Source organism: Klebsiella sp. BIGb0407 (assembly GCF_024807845.1).
GTDB lineage: Bacteria > Pseudomonadota > Gammaproteobacteria > Enterobacterales > Enterobacteriaceae > JGM124.
Genome location: NZ_JANUEQ010000004.1, coordinates 305,356 through 321,997, shown reverse-complemented (window position 1 = coordinate 321,997; position 16,642 = coordinate 305,356). Strand labels below are relative to the sequence as shown.

Genomic DNA, 16,642 nt, shown 5'->3' with positions numbered 1-16,642 from the left:
GCTCACCCTGCGACGCTGAAATAATGCTGGCCGACGAACATTACCGTTAAAAAGAAAAACCACCGTCAGGTGGTTTTTTCCGTTTTAACTGACCTGCTGTAGCGGCCAGTGCTCTTTTATCACCGTTTCAATCACAGCGCGTTTCGTCACTTTACTGTCTATTTTGATATAAACACTGTGCTCTTCGGGGATGATTCTCACTTCACTCACGCCGGGCTGTGTTACTAATAGCGCCTCTAAACGCTCTGCATCTTCAATCTGCTGCTCAAGCTCGATACGCAGACTGGTAACGTAATGCGGTTCTTGCATGGTGTAACTGACCAGTAGCCAGATAGTGGCCAGCAGGGCTCCGAGCAAAAAGACGGTTTGTGAGTCAAATAAACCATTCACCCAGCCACCGACTGCACCGCCAATCGCCACCCCTAAGAACTGACTGGTGGAGTAGATACCCATTGCCGTACCTTTATAGCCAGCAGGGGACTCTTTACTGATCAGCGAAGGCAGAATCGCTTCCATTAAGTTAAAGGCCAGGAAGAAAATCTGTACGCCAATAACCAGTTCCCAGAAATGAGGGCCGGATCCCCACAAGATAATTTGAGCGATAAGCAGCAGAGCGACACAGCCAATAAACACGCGTTTCATGCGGCGTTTGACTTCAGCATAGATAATCAGTGGCAGTACCGCGACGAAGGATATCAGCATGGTTATCAGATACACCTTCCAGTGCTCCGCTGCCGGAAAACCGGCTTGTTCCAGGATTCCCGGCAGGGCAATAAAGGTCGACATCAGCATGATATGTAAACACATAATGCCAAAGTTGAGTCTCAGTAGTCGGGGTTCCGCGAGTACTTTACGAAAACAGCCTTTGACCATCCCCGACTCACGGTTTAATACGTGAGTCTTGCTATCAGGAACCACCCAGATAGTCACGGCAATGCCCAGGGTTGCCAGTACGGCAATCATCCAGAACAGGGCCTGCAGGCCAAAAGCCTGAGTAATAATAGGGCCCAGTACCATGGCTATGGCAAAGGTGACACCAAAACTGATACCGATAAAGGCCATTGCCTTGGTCCGGTTCTGTTCTCGGGTCAGGTCAGATAACAATGCCATAACGGCAGCAGCAATTGCTCCGGAACCTTGAAGCGCCCGGCCCAGTATCACGCCCCAGATAGAGTCGGTAGTGGCAGCTATGATGCTACCTATGACAAAAATGGTGAGTCCGCCGATAATCAGTGGCTTGCGGCCTACACGATCGGACAGCAGGCCAAAAGGTATCTGGAATACGGCCTGAGTCAGACCATAAATACCAATTGCCAGGCCGATGAGTGCCTCACTGGCGCCTTGTAAAGCCATGCCCCAGGTGGTCAGGACCGGCAGCACCATAAACATACCGAGCATACGCAGCGAAAATACGGTGCCTAAACCCCATGTAGCTCGTAATTCGCCTGGGGTCATTTTATAGTCGTTCATTGGCACCTCAGATAAAAAGTCGGTATCAGTATACCCGTCATACTTCAAGTTGCATGCGCGTTGGCTGCATTCGTTCACCCGAATCACTTACCCTTGTAAGCTCATCGGGACTCTCTCACTTGCCGCGTTACGAGGCTCATAAATGAGCCTCGCCCTGGCGGGCCAACGCTTTGCGTTGTTCAAAACGTAAACGTTTTGTCCTACAACACGAATTATTTTGGGTATAGTGCGTGAGTAGGGAGGGAGGGTAAATGACTCATTTTCAACAAATTGTAACACCAAATTGTAAGCTATTTATCCAATAAAAAAGGGCACTTATGTGCCCTTTTAAGCTATTTTCTACTTACCTGAGGTAAGTTAACAGCTGGTGTGACTCAGGAACCATAAAGTCTACCGACATCATGATGCTCAGCGAGGTAATGGCGACGATTGAAAAGATGAACAATTTACGTGCCCAGACTTTATCATCTTCCACTTTATACCCACGCAATGCCATTCCCAGCCACCAGACGCTCACTGCGGCAGCAACCACCAGGTATTTATAACCGGCGTAGCCTCCCAGAGACAGCATTAGTGTAGCAACAGCAAAAGCAATGATGTAGAGCGTTATGTGGTTCTTGGCGACCGAGATCCCTTTAACTACTGGCAATACAGGAATATTCGCTGCCTGATAATCTTTGAAACGGAAGATAGCAATCGCATAGGAGTGCGGCATCTGCCAGAGACTAAAGATGGCTAACAGGATAGCAGCACCTGCATCAAACTCATTGGTTACTGCACAGTAACCAATGACCGGTGGAGCAGCACCAGACAGACTACCGATTAGCGTGCCATAGACAGAGTGGCGCTTCATGTACAGGCTATAAACCCCGACATAAACCACAAAGCCCATCACCGCTAACCACATCGCCAGAGGATTCGCACCAAACCACAGCAGCATAAAGCCAGCAATACCTAACAAGGTGGCATAAACCAGCGAGGCGCTCGGTGAAATCAGGCCTTTTACCAGTACCCGATTCTTCGTTCTCTCCATCTTCTGATCGATATCACGGTCGATAAAGTTGTTATAAACACAACCCGATGCGACCACTAAAGAGACACCAATCAGCGTGGCGAGAAACAAGGGGTAATCAATACTGCCCTTCGAGGCCAGTAAAAATCCCCCAATCACAGAAATTAAATTGCCGAAAATAATTCCTGGTTTCGTAACTTGCAGGTATTGCTTAATCATACAGACCGCTCTTAGCCAACCATCATGTTCAGATTGAGGTTCCACATAATCCAGATGGAGCCTACAACCAGAATAGCGATAATCAACACCGTAAAGGCTAGTGCCACGACGTTCCAGCGCTCACTCGATGAGGTGTTCATATGCAAGAAACAAACAAGATGAACCATAATTTGCACAACAGCACTCACCAGAATCACACCCAGAATCAGGGCGTGAGAGGCGCTACCTTCCATCACCATCCAGAACGGAATACCGGTCAGGATGATAGACAGAATGAAGCCAACCATATAGGTTTTAACACTGCCGTGCTGGGCGCCGCCTAATTCGTTTGAATGACTCATTACATCGCCCCCATCAAATAAACTACCGAGAACACACAAATCCAGACGATATCCAGGAAGTGCCAGAACAGGCTCAGACACATCAGACGCGTACGGTTAGCACTGGTCAGTCCACGACGATAAACGTGGAACATCATCAGAGCCATCCATACCAGACCAGAGGTCACGTGCAGACCGTGAGTACCTACCAGCGCAAAGAAAGCTGACAGGAAGCCACTGCGGTCAGGGCCCATATCATTAACGATCAGGTGATGGAATTCATAGATTTCCATACCGACGAATCCAGCACCAAACAAGAAGGTTACGGCCAGCCAGCCGATAACCTGATTCTTGGTCCCTCTGTCCATGCAAATGATTGCCATGCCATAGGTAATGGAGCTGAACAACAGCAGGGCGGTTTCAACCATAACGAACGGCAGTTCAAAGATATCTTTGCCGGTCGGGCCGCCTGCTGTGCCGTTCACCAGAACGGCATAGGTAGCAAATAAGCAACAGAACAGAATCAAGTCGCTCATCAGGTAGATCCAGAAACCAAAGACTTTATTGGCTCCTGCATCGTGGTGCCCATGCTCCTCAGCGTGGGCGTTTGTCTGATTCAGAGTTTCAGTTGACATTTTTCAGTCCTGCTTTCTTAAGTTCTTCGAAATGTTCGTTTTCCAATTTCTCGACTTCAGCAACCGGAACGTAGTAGTCCACATCTTCGTCGAAGCTTTTCACAATCCAGGTAATGATAGTGCCGGCGAAACCAACAATTGCCAGCCACCAGATATGCCAGATCATGGCAAAACCGAAGATAGTCAGCAGCGCGGCAATAACCATACCCGCAGCACTATTCCGTGGCATATGAATTTCTTCATAGCTTGCTGGTTTCTTATACGCTTCACCTTTCTCTTTCATTTCCCAGAACGGATCGCGCTCGTGAACCACTGGCAGATGAGCAAAGTTATAGAACGGTGGAGGTGAAGAGGTTGCCCACTCCAGAGTACGGCCACCCCATGGATCGCCAGTCAAATCACGATTCTGCTCACGGTCACGAATAGAGACGTAGAACTGAATCAGTTGAGAAAGGATACCCAGAGCAATTAATCCTGCACCAACAGCTGCGATAGACAGCATGGTATGGAACATCGGGTCAATATCCTGGCTCAGACGACGGGTCATACCCATGAAGCCGAGGACATACAGCGGCATAAATGCCACGAAGAAACCGATGATCCAGAACCAGAATGCGCGTTTACCCCAGGTTTCATTTAAGGTAAAGCCGAACGCTTTTGGCCACCAGTAAGTCATACCCGCGAAGCAACCGAATACGACACCACCAATAATAACGTTATGGAAGTGAGCAATCAGGAACAGACTGTTATGCAGAACAAAGTCAGCGCCAGGTACTGCCAGCAGAACACCTGTCATACCACCGATAGAGAAGGTGATAATAAAACCGATGGTCCATAACATTGCGGAGTTAAAGACGATACGGCCCTGGTACATCGTGAACAGCCAGTTGAAGATCTTCACCCCTGTAGGGATGGCGATAATCATGGTTGCAATACCGAAGAAGGCGTTAACGTTCGCGCCGCTGCCCATGGTGTAGAAGTGGTGCAGCCAAACGATAAACGACAGAACGGTAATAGCAATAGTTGCCCATACCAGAGAGGTGTAACCAAACAGACGTTTTCTGGAGAAGGTAGAAACCACTTCAGAGAACACGCCGAATACTGGCAGAACCAGAATATAAACTTCAGGGTGGCCCCACGCCCAGATAAGGTTGACATACATCATCATGTTGCCACCCATATCATTGGTAAAGAAGTGGGTGCCCAGATAACGGTCCATGGTCAACAGTGCGACGGTCACAGTAAAGATTGGGAACGCAGCGATAATCAGAACGTTAGTACACAGAGATGCCCAGGTAAATACCGGCATTTTGAACAGAGTCATACCAGGAGTACGCATGTTCAGAATGGTCACAAAGAAGTTAATCCCTGTGAGGGTAGTACCAATTCCTGAAAGCTGGAGACTCCATATCCAGTAGTCGACCCCGACCCCCGGACTGTACTCAATCCCTGATAATGGCGGATAAGCAACCCAACCGGTCTGAGCAAACTCGCCCACTCCCAGAGAGATGTTAACCAGCACCACACCGACGACAGTCAGCCAGAAGCTCAGGTTGTTCAGGAACGGGAAGGCAACGTCACGCGCGCCAATCTGTAGCGGAACAACAATGTTCATCAGGCCAATAACAAATGGCATCGCTACGAAGAAGATCATAATAACGCCGTGGGCGGTAAAGATCTGGTCGTAGTGGTGGGCGTTCAGGAAGCCAGCTTCCCCGGCAGAGGCCAGGACTTGTTGACTACGCATCATGATGGCGTCAGCAAAACCACGCAGCAGCATCACGATAGCGACAATGATATACATTACGCCAAGGCGTTTATGGTCAACAGAGGTAAACCATTCTTTCCATAGGTATTCCCACTTACCGAAATAAGTGATTGCTGCAACTAATGCCAGTCCCCCGACAATAATTGCTGCCACCGTAACCATGATAATCGGTTCATGGTACGGGACTGCATCAAGTGATAATTTTCCGAACATCGTATTATTCCTCGGCCCCTTAGTGAGAGGTTTCCCCGTGATTCATGTCCATGCCTTGATGGTCAGCGTGATTCATGTCCATGTTTTCATGATCACCGTGCTCTGCTGCTTTAGCTGCAGGTGCGCCATGACCGTGTCCACCGCCAGGTCCCATAAGTTTATTGATAACTTCAACAAATAAACCCGGTTTGACGCTAGAGAAGTACTCGACTGGATTATTCTCGCTAGGTGCAGCAAGTTTTTCGTAAGCTGCCATATCATTCATCACTTTAGGTGATGCTTTGACTTTAGCGACCCACTGGTCAAAGGCTTCTGCATCTGGCGTGGCAATCGCTTTAAACTTCATGCCAGAGAACCCTTTACCGCTGTAGCTTGCAGAGATACCGTCGTAGATACCCGCTTCGTTAGCAATCAGGTGCAGTTTGGTCTGCATTCCTGCCATTGCATAAAGCTGGCTGCCCAGGCGTGGAATAAAGAAGGAGTTCATCACCGAGTTAGAGGTAATTTTGAATTCCACAGGCGTGTTAGCCGGGAATGCAATTTCGTTAACAGTTGCAATGCCTTGCTCTGGATAAATGAAGAACCATTTCCAGTCCATCGAAATAACTTCAATGGTCATTGGCTTCTCATCGTGAACCAGCGGTTTGCTTGGCTCAAGAGAATGGGTGGTTTTCCAGGTCAGCACGGCAAGGAAGATGATGATAAGGATAGGGATAGTCCAGACAACGGCTTCAACTTTATTAGAGTGTGACCAGTTTGGGCTATATTTGGCGTCTTTGTTTGAAGCCCGATATTTCCAGGCAAAACCGACAGCCATGAGAATTGCAGGGATAACGACAATCAACATCAGCCCGAAAGCGGTCAGTATCAAAGAACGTTGTTCCAGTCCAATTTGTCCTTTCGGATCAAGCAGCGCAGAATCACAACCACTGAGTAACACAGTGCCTGCAATTAATGACAGCCATTTCAAACTATTATTGTATTTCCTGATTATCATTTAACGACCTCAATTTCAGGGAACTCTTCAGGGAACTCTATTGTCGTTTAAAGTGTGGCGGCATTTTACGGGAAGGTTACATGAGTGTAAACCTGAATGGCGTAGTGTTATTGGGGATAGTCTGTTTATGGTCACAGTATCAGTGCTGCCAGGCTTAGAGGGGGAACTAACTAAAAGTACAGGAAGTTGACTTGTTATAACAAAAAAGACCTCACGGCTGAACCGCACAGTCTTAATGGCTATAACCAGCAGGGAAATAGAACAATTAATTAACAATAAAATATCTTTTAAGGAACAAATTATTACATTATTTCGGTAATTTTAGCTGAATCGAGAAAGTTAAATATTTAATTAATTAGCAGCACGAAATAATAAAAATAACCGGGATAAGATACATTCTTAATTAATCATATGCATAATTTTTAACAGTGGCTGCTTTTTTTTCCATAAATAATACCGGATGTATATTATTTGTTATTTTCATGGTTGATAAGTGAACAGGGCGTGTTTTTTTGTATGTTTTTTGATTCGCTTTGAATTGGATTTTTGCCTGGAATTCTGCAGCATTTATGTAACAGGTTCAGTAAAGCTAAAGCAGCGTTTATCCTACCTACCCTGTTACCTGTATGCTGATGAATTCGACACTATTTTTCGGATATTTCTGGTGTGCCTCGTAATGCTAAGAAGTCCAGTAAACCTCCGAACATAATACCCGCTACAGCCAATAGTCCTCCCAGCTCCAGCAAGGTTATTCCTATCGTCCAGTCGGTTAAATCCAGAGCGTTGCTGATAAGAATAAGCAACCATGCTGCCAGTAACACGCAGCCAGCAGTTAACATACGTAGTGCCAGACGGTAGGCCACAGCATACTGAGTACGTGGCATAAAGCGTTCGGTACGCTGAGTATATTCCAGCGTGTTTTTACAAATCAGTAGCAGCAAAATTCCGGGTACTGAGACAACAACGGAAAACAGATAGAAAGTTGACCAGCCATGGGCCTCAACAAACCAGCCCGCTATCGGCCCGACATAGACCCGGCCAATGGCCGATAAAGCTGACAGCAGAGCGAATTGTGTTGCCGAAAAAGAGCGGTTACACAGCGTCATCAACAGAGCGACAAAGGCTGCAGTTCCCATCCCACCGCAAACGTTCTCAAAAAAGACAATGCCTCCCATGCTCAGGATATTTTTCTCAGTCACTGCAAGTACCCAGTAGCCGATGTTAGAAACACCCTGAAGAACGCCGAAAATGAGCAGTGCGCGGAACAGCGTCAGGCGCTGCATCAGAACACCACCAAATAAAGCACCGAGGATAGTCGCCAGCAGGCCCAGCGTTTTATTAACCATGCCGACATCGCCCGCATCAAACCCGACACCGCGGATCAGAAAGGTGGTGGTGAGAGTCATGGCAAAGGCATCACCCAGCTTATAAAGTACGATGAGCAAAAGAATCAGCCAGGCATTATTACGACCGAAGAAATCACGCAATGGTGCAACAACAGCCTGTTCGAGGGTTCGCGGAACTGGAATCGTATCGGAGGGTTCTGGTGCCATAAAGGTGGCAATAATACAGGGGATCAGTAGCACTGCCATCAACCAGTAAATCGCCTGCCAGCCTAAATACCTGTCCGCAAGCCACAGCGCGAGTCCACCTGACACTAACATGGCTAAACGATAACCGAGCACACTGACGGCCGCACCCGTTCCACGTTCGGTCGCTGACAATACATCCGTTTTCCAGGCATCAAAAACGATATCCTGGGAGGCTGAACAGAAAGCGATAATCACCGCCAGAGCGGCCATCCAGCGCAAATCGGTGGTTGGGTTCAGAAACCCCATACTGGCGATAGCGATTAACAGCAGTATTTGGGTTATCAGTAACCAGCCACGTCGCCGCCCCAAAAAAGGAGGCGTGTAGCGATCCATCACCGGAGACCAGAGAAACTTAAACACATAAGCCTGGCCGACCAGTGAGAAAAAGCCGATAGTTTTTAAATCGACGTTCTCAACAGTCATCCAGGCTTGCAAAGTGCCGGAAGTTAGCGCAAGAGGCAGTCCCGAAGCAAAACCCAGGATCAGCAGCAGAGCTAACTTAGGTTGCTGAAAAATGCGTAAGTAGTTATTGGACATCATAAGGAAAAGGATACCGGCGACAGGTGGCCCTATCTAACAGGCCACCAGGGTAAAAATTAACGTGCGTTTTGCTTAATGAAATCGTTCACGCTGGTGTCCTGAGCCATATCCGCAATGGTATCAGTCAGCACAGAATTCACCGCATTAGCGATATCCTTATTAGACGCCTGGAAGGCACCTTCAACGTTATAGCTGGCACGATAATTTTTGGTCAGTTTATTGCCATTTTTTGCCGTAGCAATAATAGAGATATCTGCGCGAGTGGCGATATTGTACTTCAGGTTACCTTGAGAGACGTCTGCAAACAGATTGTTGACAATAATCTGCAGGTCAACCGGACTGTTCGCGCCAATCATATAACCACGCGCGGTCAGCTGTTTTTCCAGTACTTCTTGCAGTAAGAAACGTAAGTCTCGTGAAGGCGTCAGTGTGACTAACTGGTTATCACGGGTCACTTTAGCCAGTGCCTGGCTACTACGCTGATCGGCACCATTAATGCTTACGGTAATGCCCATTAAACTTGGGTCAGGACTGGGTAAGGTGATTCTTGGCGCAACATCAATCGTCGTCGGAGGCGTTGCGCAACTGGCCAGCATAAAGAGCGCTACCAGCGGGAAAATTATTTTTTTTAACATGTTTGATATTCTCAATATACTCAATAGGCAGGCTGATAAAACCCCGCCATCATATCATTGCCGAAGCGCCAGGGAAGTAGGGAATGTCCGTAAATACATCGCATTGCTTTTTTTTTCGCCTGTCGCTACCTATTGTTACCCTCCTGACTGACATTTAGCCTCTTATTAGCCCATTTTTTGTGTCAGGATGCATCATCAAAGGATATCGTCTTCAATCACCTGAACTGAATTGAGGCAGAAGACGGCTCCAGTTTATCGGGATACCCGCTATTTAAGTGATTGAGGAAAGCGTTAATGACGATGCGTGAACATATAGAAGCTGAACTGACTTCCTCATTCAGCCCGGAATATCTGGAAGTGGTTGATGAAAGCCACCGCCACAATGTTCCTTCAGGCGCAGAGAGCCATTTCAAAGTGACTCTGGTAAGTGAAAAATTTGCAGGTCAGCGCTTAATTAGTCGTCATCGCCAAGTCTATTCTGTTCTCAGTGATGCTCTTGCGGGTAGTGTGCATGCTCTGGCGTTACATACTTATACCGCACAAGAATGGGAAGACTTACAAGATAAGCAGCTTGCATCTCCGCCCTGTATGGGGGGCGGTAAGTAAATAGCTAACCATTTGCACTTAATAGAAGTTTTCCGTTATGTTGCAGTGTTTTTTGTTTTAGCTGTTTGAGAAAATAGCCAGAGTAAGGTTCTATTTTGCCTGAATTCCTCTATTTATGAGGTCAGACGAACAGCTGAAAGGGATAAAATGTGAAAAAGACCACAGCTGTGCGTTGCTGCTGTTCTCGACTCACCCCAGTGATGCCGCTATAATGCGCGTCTTATTTTTCGGAATGTCTTCGGGATGATTCTGACAAGACAGGGAATGTGCTGCTGATTTAGAGAACGTCCCGGTTCTGTGAAGCTAACCTAAGCTTTTGAGTTGACCGAGCACTGTGATTTTTTTGAGGTAACAAGATGCAAGTTTCAGTTGAAACCACCCAGGGCCTTGGCCGCCGTCTCACGATTACTATCGCTGCAGACAGCATCGAAACCGCTGTAAAAAGCGAGCTGGTCAACGTGTCAAAAAAAGTACGTATCGACGGCTTCCGTAAAGGTAAAGTTCCGATGACCGTTGTTGCTCAGCGTTATGGCGCTTCTGTGCGTCAGGACGTGCTGGGCGAGCTGATGAGCCGTAACTTTATTGATGCGATCATTCAGGAAAAAATTAATCCAGCTGGCGCACCTAATTATATTCCAGGTGAATACAAGCTGGGTGAAGACTTCACTTACTCTGTAGAGTTTGAAGTTTACCCGGAAGTTGAGCTGCAAGGTCTTGAGTCTATCGAAGTTGAAAAACCGGTTGTAGACGTGACTGATGAAGACGTTGATACCATGCTGGACACCCTGCGTAAGCAGCAAGCCACTTGGAAAGACACTGATGCAGCTGCAACAGCAGAAGATCGTGTGACCATCGACTTTACTGGTTCTGTAGACGGTGAAGTTTTCGAAGGCGGTAAAGCGACTGACTTCGTACTGGCAATGGGCCAGGGTCGTATGATCCCAGGTTTTGAAGATGGCGTTGTTGGCCACAAAGCGGGCGAAGAGTTTGTCGTGGAAGTGACCTTCCCGGAAGACTACCATGCTGAAAACCTGAAAGGTAAAGCGGCTAAGTTCGATATCGTTCTGAAGAAAGTTGAAGAGCGTGAACTGCCAGAATTTACCGAAGAATTCATCAAACGTTTCGGCGTTGAAGATGGTTCTATCGCGGGTCTGCGTACCGAAGTTCGTAAAAATATGGAACGTGAGCTGAAAGGCGCAGTACGTAACCGTATTAAGTCTCAGGCTATCGACGGACTGGTTAACGCAAACAACATCGATGTTCCTGCGGCTCTCATTGACAGTGAAATCGATGTTCTGCGTCGTCAGGCTGCACAACGTTTTGGTGGCAACGAGAACCAGGCGCTGGAATTACCTCGTGAGCTGTTCGAAGAGCAAGCTAAACGTCGCGTAGTTGTTGGCCTGCTGCTGGGTGAAGTGATTCGTACCCAAGAGCTGAAAGCTGACGAAGACCGCGTTAAAGCGATGATCGAAGAAATGGCATCTGCTTACGAAGATCCTAAAGAAGTTATCGAGTTCTACGGTAAAAACAAAGAACTGATGGACAACATGCGTAATGTTGCTCTGGAAGAACAGGCTGTTGAAGCACTGCTTGAAAAAGCAAAAGTGACTGAGAAAGCGACCAACTTCAGTGCGTTGATGAACCAACCTCAGCAGGCTTAATGCACGTTTTTTAAACGTTAGCATTTAATTGTCTGTTACAAGGCCCGTCACCTTATCGTGGCGGGCTTTTTTTTACCATGAATGAAAGATAAAACCGATTATCAGGTTAGCGTATCGACAAAAGATTGTTATGCTTGAAATAGGGTAAAAGAATCCCCATAACTAAGTTCAAGTTTTATTAATCATTCCCTGACTGACTCCGTCAAAAAGTGGCGCAGGATCCATAGTCAATACCCTGTGGCTCAAGTAGAATCAGTACAGTTAGCTTAATTACACCAGGAGACGGTAATGTCATACAGTGGCGAAAAAAATCAGTCAGCACCCCACATGGCGCTGGTGCCGATGGTTGTTGAGCAGACATCCCGTGGTGAGCGTTCATACGATATTTACTCTCGTTTGCTCAAGGAGCGCGTGATTTTTCTGACCGGACAGGTAGAAGATCACATGGCTAACCTGATTGTGGCGCAAATGCTCTTTCTGGAAGCTGAAAACCCGGAAAAAGATATTTATCTGTACATTAACTCACCGGGTGGTGTAATTACTGCCGGGATGTCAATTTATGACACCATGAAATTTATTAAACCAGATGTCAGTACTATCTGTATGGGACAGGCTGCCTCTATGGGGGCTTTCCTGCTGACTGCTGGTGCTAAAGGTAAGCGTTTCTGCCTGCCGAATTCTCGTGTCATGATTCACCAGCCGCTGGGTGGTTACCAGGGGCAAGCAACAGATATTGAAATTCATGCCCGTGAAATACTGAAAATTAAGGCACGCATGAATGAATTGATGGCTGAGCATACCGGTCAGCCTATCGAAAAAATCGAGAAAGATACTGAGCGCGATCGTTTCTTGTCTGCCAGCGAGGCAGTAGAGTACGGTTTGGTTGACTCAATTCTTACTGAACGTATTTAATGCTACAAATAGTGAGCTGCCTATCTTACTGGTAGCGGCAGCTCGCGTTTAAGCCCCACCATTAGCTGGGCCCTGGAATGGCACTTGTGTTATCGGTGATAGCACAAAGAAACAGATAAGAGGTTTTACTGATGACAGATAAACGCAAAGACGGTTCAGGCAAACTGCTGTACTGCTCTTTTTGCGGCAAAAGCCAGCACGAAGTGCGCAAGTTAATTGCCGGGCCGTCAGTGTATATCTGCGATGAGTGTGTCGATTTATGTAACGACATCATCCGCGAAGAAATTAAAGAAATCGCACCACATCGCGAACGCAGCTCTCTACCGACACCGCATGAAATTCGTCATCATCTTGATGATTACGTGATTGGTCAGGAACAGGCTAAAAAAGTTCTGGCTGTTGCGGTATATAACCATTACAAACGCCTGCGTAATGGCGACAATGCGCAGGGTATTGAACTGGGTAAAAGTAACATTCTGCTGATCGGACCAACGGGAAGCGGCAAAACATTGCTGGCCGAAACCCTGGCACGCCTGCTGGATGTACCTTTCACTATGGCTGATGCAACGACGCTGACCGAAGCCGGTTACGTCGGTGAAGACGTCGAAAATATTATTCAGAAACTGTTGCAGAAATGTGATTACGATGTGCAGAAAGCACAACGTGGGATTGTCTATATCGATGAAATTGACAAAATTTCTCGTAAATCAGATAACCCTTCAATTACGCGTGACGTTTCGGGTGAGGGTGTACAGCAAGCGCTGTTGAAGCTTATCGAAGGAACGGTTGCTGCCGTACCTCCGCAAGGTGGCAGAAAACATCCACAGCAGGAGTTCTTGCAGGTTGATACCTCTAAGATCCTCTTTATCTGTGGTGGTGCTTTTGCCGGTCTTGATAAAGTGATTTCTAATCGTATTGAAACCGGTTCAGGTATTGGTTTTGGTGCGACAGTTAAAGCTAAATCAGAAAAAGCCAGCGAAGGGCAGTTACTGGGACAAGTTGAGCCGGAAGATTTGATTAAATTCGGATTAATTCCTGAGTTCATCGGTCGTCTGCCTGTTGTGGCAACGCTGAGTGAATTAAGCGAAGAAGCGTTAATTCAGATCCTTAAAGAGCCGAAGAATGCACTGACTAAACAGTATCAGGCATTGTTTAACCTTGAAGGTGTTGATCTTGAGTTCCGTGATGATGCGCTGAATGCTATCGCTAAAAAAGCCATGATCCGTAAAACCGGTGCGCGTGGTTTACGCTCTATTGTTGAAGGCGCTCTGCTGGATACGATGTATGACCTTCCTTCTCTGGATGATGTCGAAAAAGTGGTTGTTGATGAATCGGTTATATCCGGACAGTCGAAACCATTGCTGATTTACAGCAAGCCTGAAGCGCAACAAGCCTCCGGTGAGTAATTCATAAATTCGCCAGTCATTTAGCAATAAGTGGGAGATTTCATCTCCCACTTATTTTTCCTTAATACCTGCCGTTGAATGTGTAAGAATCATCCCCATATACTTATCTACTTAATTGGTGGGACGCATTATGCACATTACCACCTCATTACCTGGCGGAAATTAAACTAAGAGAGAGCTCTATGAATCCTGAGCGTTCTGAACGCATTGAAATCCCCGTCCTGCCGTTGCGCGATGTGGTGGTTTATCCGCACATGGTTATCCCACTGTTTGTCGGGCGTGAAAAATCCATTCGCTGCCTGGAATCAGCAATGGACCATGATAAAAAAATCATGCTGGTGGCGCAGAAAGAGGCTTCGACGGATGAGCCTGGCGTTAACGACCTGTTCTCAGTGGGTACCGTTGCCTCTATTCTACAAATGCTTAAATTACCTGATGGTACGGTAAAAGTGCTGGTAGAAGGTTTACAGCGTGCACGTATCACAGCCCTTTCTGATAATGGCGAACACTTTTCAGCTCAGGCTGAATACCTGAACTCGCCAGCTATTGAAGAGCGCGAGCAGGAAGTACTGGTGCGCACTGCTATTAATCAGTTTGAAGGCTACATCAAACTGAACAAAAAAATTCCTCCTGAGGTTCTGACGTCGCTGAACAGCATCGACGATCCTGAACGTCTGGCTGACACCATCGCAGCCCATATGCCGTTGAAACTTTCTGACAAACAATCCGTGCTGGAGATGTCAGATATCAATGAGCGTCTGGAATATTTGATGGCGATGATGGAATCTGAAATCGACCTGTTACAGGTTGAAAAACGGATCCGTAATCGTGTTAAAAAGCAGATGGAAAAAAGTCAGCGTGAGTACTATCTGAACGAGCAAATGAAAGCGATTCAGAAAGAACTCGGCGAAATGGATGATGCTCCGGACGAGAACGAAGCGCTAAAACGCAAAATCGATGCGGCAAAAATGCCCAAAGAAGCGCGTGAAAAAGCTGAAGCAGAGCTGCAAAAACTTAAAATGATGTCGCCAATGTCTGCGGAAGCTACCGTAGTGCGTGGCTACATTGACTGGATGGTGCAGGTTCCATGGAACGCGCGCAGTAAGGTGAAAAAAGACCTGCGTCAGGCGCAGGAAGTGCTTGATACTGACCATTATGGCCTTGAGCGCGTTAAAGACCGTATTCTGGAGTACCTCGCGGTTCAGACGCGTGTCAGCAAGCTCAAAGGACCTATCCTGTGTCTGGTTGGGCCTCCTGGTGTGGGTAAAACCTCATTGGGTCAGTCTATCGCGAAAGCGACGGGCCGTAAGTATATACGTATGGCCTTAGGTGGAGTACGTGACGAAGCGGAAATCCGCGGTCACCGTCGGACTTATATTGGTTCAATGCCGGGTAAATTGATTCAGAAAATGGCAAAAGTCGGTGTACGTAACCCACTTTTCCTGTTGGATGAGATCGATAAAATGTCTTCGGATATGCGTGGCGATCCGGCCTCAGCCCTGTTGGAAGTACTTGATCCAGAGCAGAACGTAGCATTCAACGATCACTACCTTGAAGTGGATTATGACTTGAGCGATGTGATGTTTGTTGCCACATCTAACTCAATGAATATTCCTGCGCCACTGCTGGATCGTATGGAAGTCATTCGTCTGTCGGGATATACCGAAGACGAAAAACTGAATATTGCTAAACAGCACTTACTGTCGAAGCAGATAGAACGCAATGCCTTGAAAAAAGGCGAGCTGAAAGTTGAAGACAGCGCATTGATTGGCATTATTCGTTATTACACGCGTGAAGCGGGTGTGCGTAGCCTTGAGCGTGAAATTTCTAAACTGTGCCGTAAAGCAGTCAAACAACTCCTGCTTGATAGCACGCTGAAGCACATTGAAATCAATGGCGATAACCTGAAGGACTATCTCGGGGTGCAGCGCTTTGATTATGGTCGTGCTGACAGTGAAAACCGCGTTGGCCAGGTTACTGGTCTGGCATGGACAGAAGTCGGTGGTGACCTGCTGACTATCGAAACAGCCTGTGTGCCTGGTAAAGGTAAACTCACTTATACCGGTTCACTGGGTGAAGTGATGCAGGAATCCATCCAGGCAGCGCTGACTGTGGTACGTGCTCGTGCAGAAAAACTGGGTATTAACAGCGATTTCTACGAGAAACGTGATATTCACGTTCACGTACCAGAAGGGGCGACTCCGAAAGATGGTCCAAGTGCTGGTATCGCAATGTGTACTGCGCTGGTTTCTTGTCTGACAGGTAATCCGGTACGTGCTGATGTCGCCATGACGGGCGAAATCACTCTACGTGGTCAAGTTCTGCCGATTGGTGGACTGAAAGAGAAGTTACTGGCAGCTCACCGCGGTGGGATCAAAACTGTTCTGATCCCTGACGATAACAAACGTGACCTGGAAGAGATTCCTGCCAATGTTATCGCCGACCTGGTGATTCATCCGGTGAAACGTATCGAAGAAGTTCTGACCCTTGCTTTACAGAATTCTCCGTACGGTATGCAGGTTGTTACTGAGAAATAGTGACTTGCAGCAAAAATAGTCAATAAAATAGGAGCTGGTAAGTAGATTGTCACTTGCCAGCTTTTTTTTGTGCCGTTAAGTTAGATAGCTGCCTTACCTTACTATTGTTGTAAGGGAAT

13 protein-coding genes are annotated in these 16,642 nt (G+C 47.1%); 5 read left to right on the top strand and 8 right to left on the bottom strand.

Annotated elements, in window-relative coordinates; translation table 11 throughout:
* Positions 1-84: 84 nt before the first annotated feature.
* From M2387_RS14380 to M2387_RS14345, 8 genes are all read right to left on the bottom strand, one after another.
* On the bottom strand, positions 85-1,470 hold the full coding sequence (locus M2387_RS14380) for an MFS transporter (protein ID WP_259050350.1): 1,386 nt from the start codon (positions 1,468-1,470) through the stop codon (positions 85-87).
* Positions 1,471-1,813: 343 nt separating this feature from the next.
* Positions 1,814-2,701 (bottom strand): heme o synthase, encoded by an 888-nt coding sequence (gene cyoE / locus M2387_RS14375; RefSeq protein ID WP_259050349.1) that lies wholly within the window; start codon positions 2,699-2,701, stop codon positions 1,814-1,816.
* 11 nt (positions 2,702-2,712) lie between these two features.
* Complete coding sequence (locus tag M2387_RS14370; RefSeq protein ID WP_259050348.1) at positions 2,713-3,042, bottom strand: cytochrome o ubiquinol oxidase subunit IV; 330 nt, start codon at positions 3,040-3,042, stop codon at positions 2,713-2,715.
* Positions 3,042-3,656 (bottom strand): cytochrome o ubiquinol oxidase subunit III, encoded by a 615-nt coding sequence (locus M2387_RS14365; protein ID WP_259050347.1) that lies wholly within the window; start codon positions 3,654-3,656, stop codon positions 3,042-3,044. Before M2387_RS14365 ends, M2387_RS14370 begins: the two co-directional genes overlap by 1 nt.
* The gene (gene cyoB, locus M2387_RS14360; RefSeq protein ID WP_259050346.1) at positions 3,646-5,637 is read right to left on the bottom strand and encodes a cytochrome o ubiquinol oxidase subunit I; all 1,992 of its coding nucleotides are present in this window, start codon (positions 5,635-5,637) and stop codon (positions 3,646-3,648) included. The genes M2387_RS14365 and cyoB overlap by 11 nt, the downstream gene beginning before the upstream one ends.
* Positions 5,638-5,656: 19 nt before the next feature.
* Positions 5,657-6,634: a cytochrome o ubiquinol oxidase subunit II gene (gene cyoA / locus M2387_RS14355; protein WP_259050345.1), complete on the bottom strand. Its 978-nt coding sequence runs from the start codon at positions 6,632-6,634 to the stop codon at positions 5,657-5,659.
* Positions 6,635-7,278: 644 nt separating this feature from the next.
* Complete coding sequence (ampG, locus tag M2387_RS14350) at positions 7,279-8,763, bottom strand: muropeptide MFS transporter AmpG (protein ID WP_259050584.1); 1,485 nt, start codon at positions 8,761-8,763, stop codon at positions 7,279-7,281.
* A gap of 59 nt (positions 8,764-8,822) precedes the next feature.
* The gene (locus M2387_RS14345; protein ID WP_259050344.1) at positions 8,823-9,401 is read right to left on the bottom strand and encodes a lipoprotein; all 579 of its coding nucleotides are present in this window, start codon (positions 9,399-9,401) and stop codon (positions 8,823-8,825) included.
* Positions 9,402-9,695: 294 nt separating this feature from the next.
* On the opposite strand from M2387_RS14345, the gene bolA reads away from it, so the two are divergent.
* From bolA to lon, 5 genes are all read left to right on the top strand, one after another.
* The gene (gene bolA, locus M2387_RS14340; RefSeq protein WP_259050343.1) at positions 9,696-10,007 is read left to right on the top strand and encodes a transcriptional regulator BolA; all 312 of its coding nucleotides are present in this window, start codon (positions 9,696-9,698) and stop codon (positions 10,005-10,007) included.
* Positions 10,008-10,363: 356 nt separating this feature from the next.
* Positions 10,364-11,668 (top strand): trigger factor, encoded by a 1,305-nt coding sequence (gene tig / locus M2387_RS14335; RefSeq protein WP_259050342.1) that lies wholly within the window; start codon positions 10,364-10,366, stop codon positions 11,666-11,668.
* Between the two features lie 288 nt (positions 11,669-11,956).
* On the top strand, positions 11,957-12,580 hold the full coding sequence (clpP, locus tag M2387_RS14330; protein ID WP_259050341.1) for an ATP-dependent Clp endopeptidase proteolytic subunit ClpP: 624 nt from the start codon (positions 11,957-11,959) through the stop codon (positions 12,578-12,580).
* 131 nt (positions 12,581-12,711) lie between these two features.
* Positions 12,712-13,986, top strand: coding sequence for an ATP-dependent protease ATP-binding subunit ClpX (gene clpX / locus M2387_RS14325; protein WP_259050340.1), 1,275 nt, complete (start codon positions 12,712-12,714; stop codon positions 13,984-13,986).
* Between the two features lie 182 nt (positions 13,987-14,168).
* A complete protein-coding gene (gene lon, locus M2387_RS14320) occupies positions 14,169-16,523 on the top strand; it encodes an endopeptidase La (RefSeq protein ID WP_259050339.1) in 2,355 nt (784 codons plus the stop codon).
* The last annotated feature ends 119 nt before the right edge of the window (positions 16,524-16,642 follow it).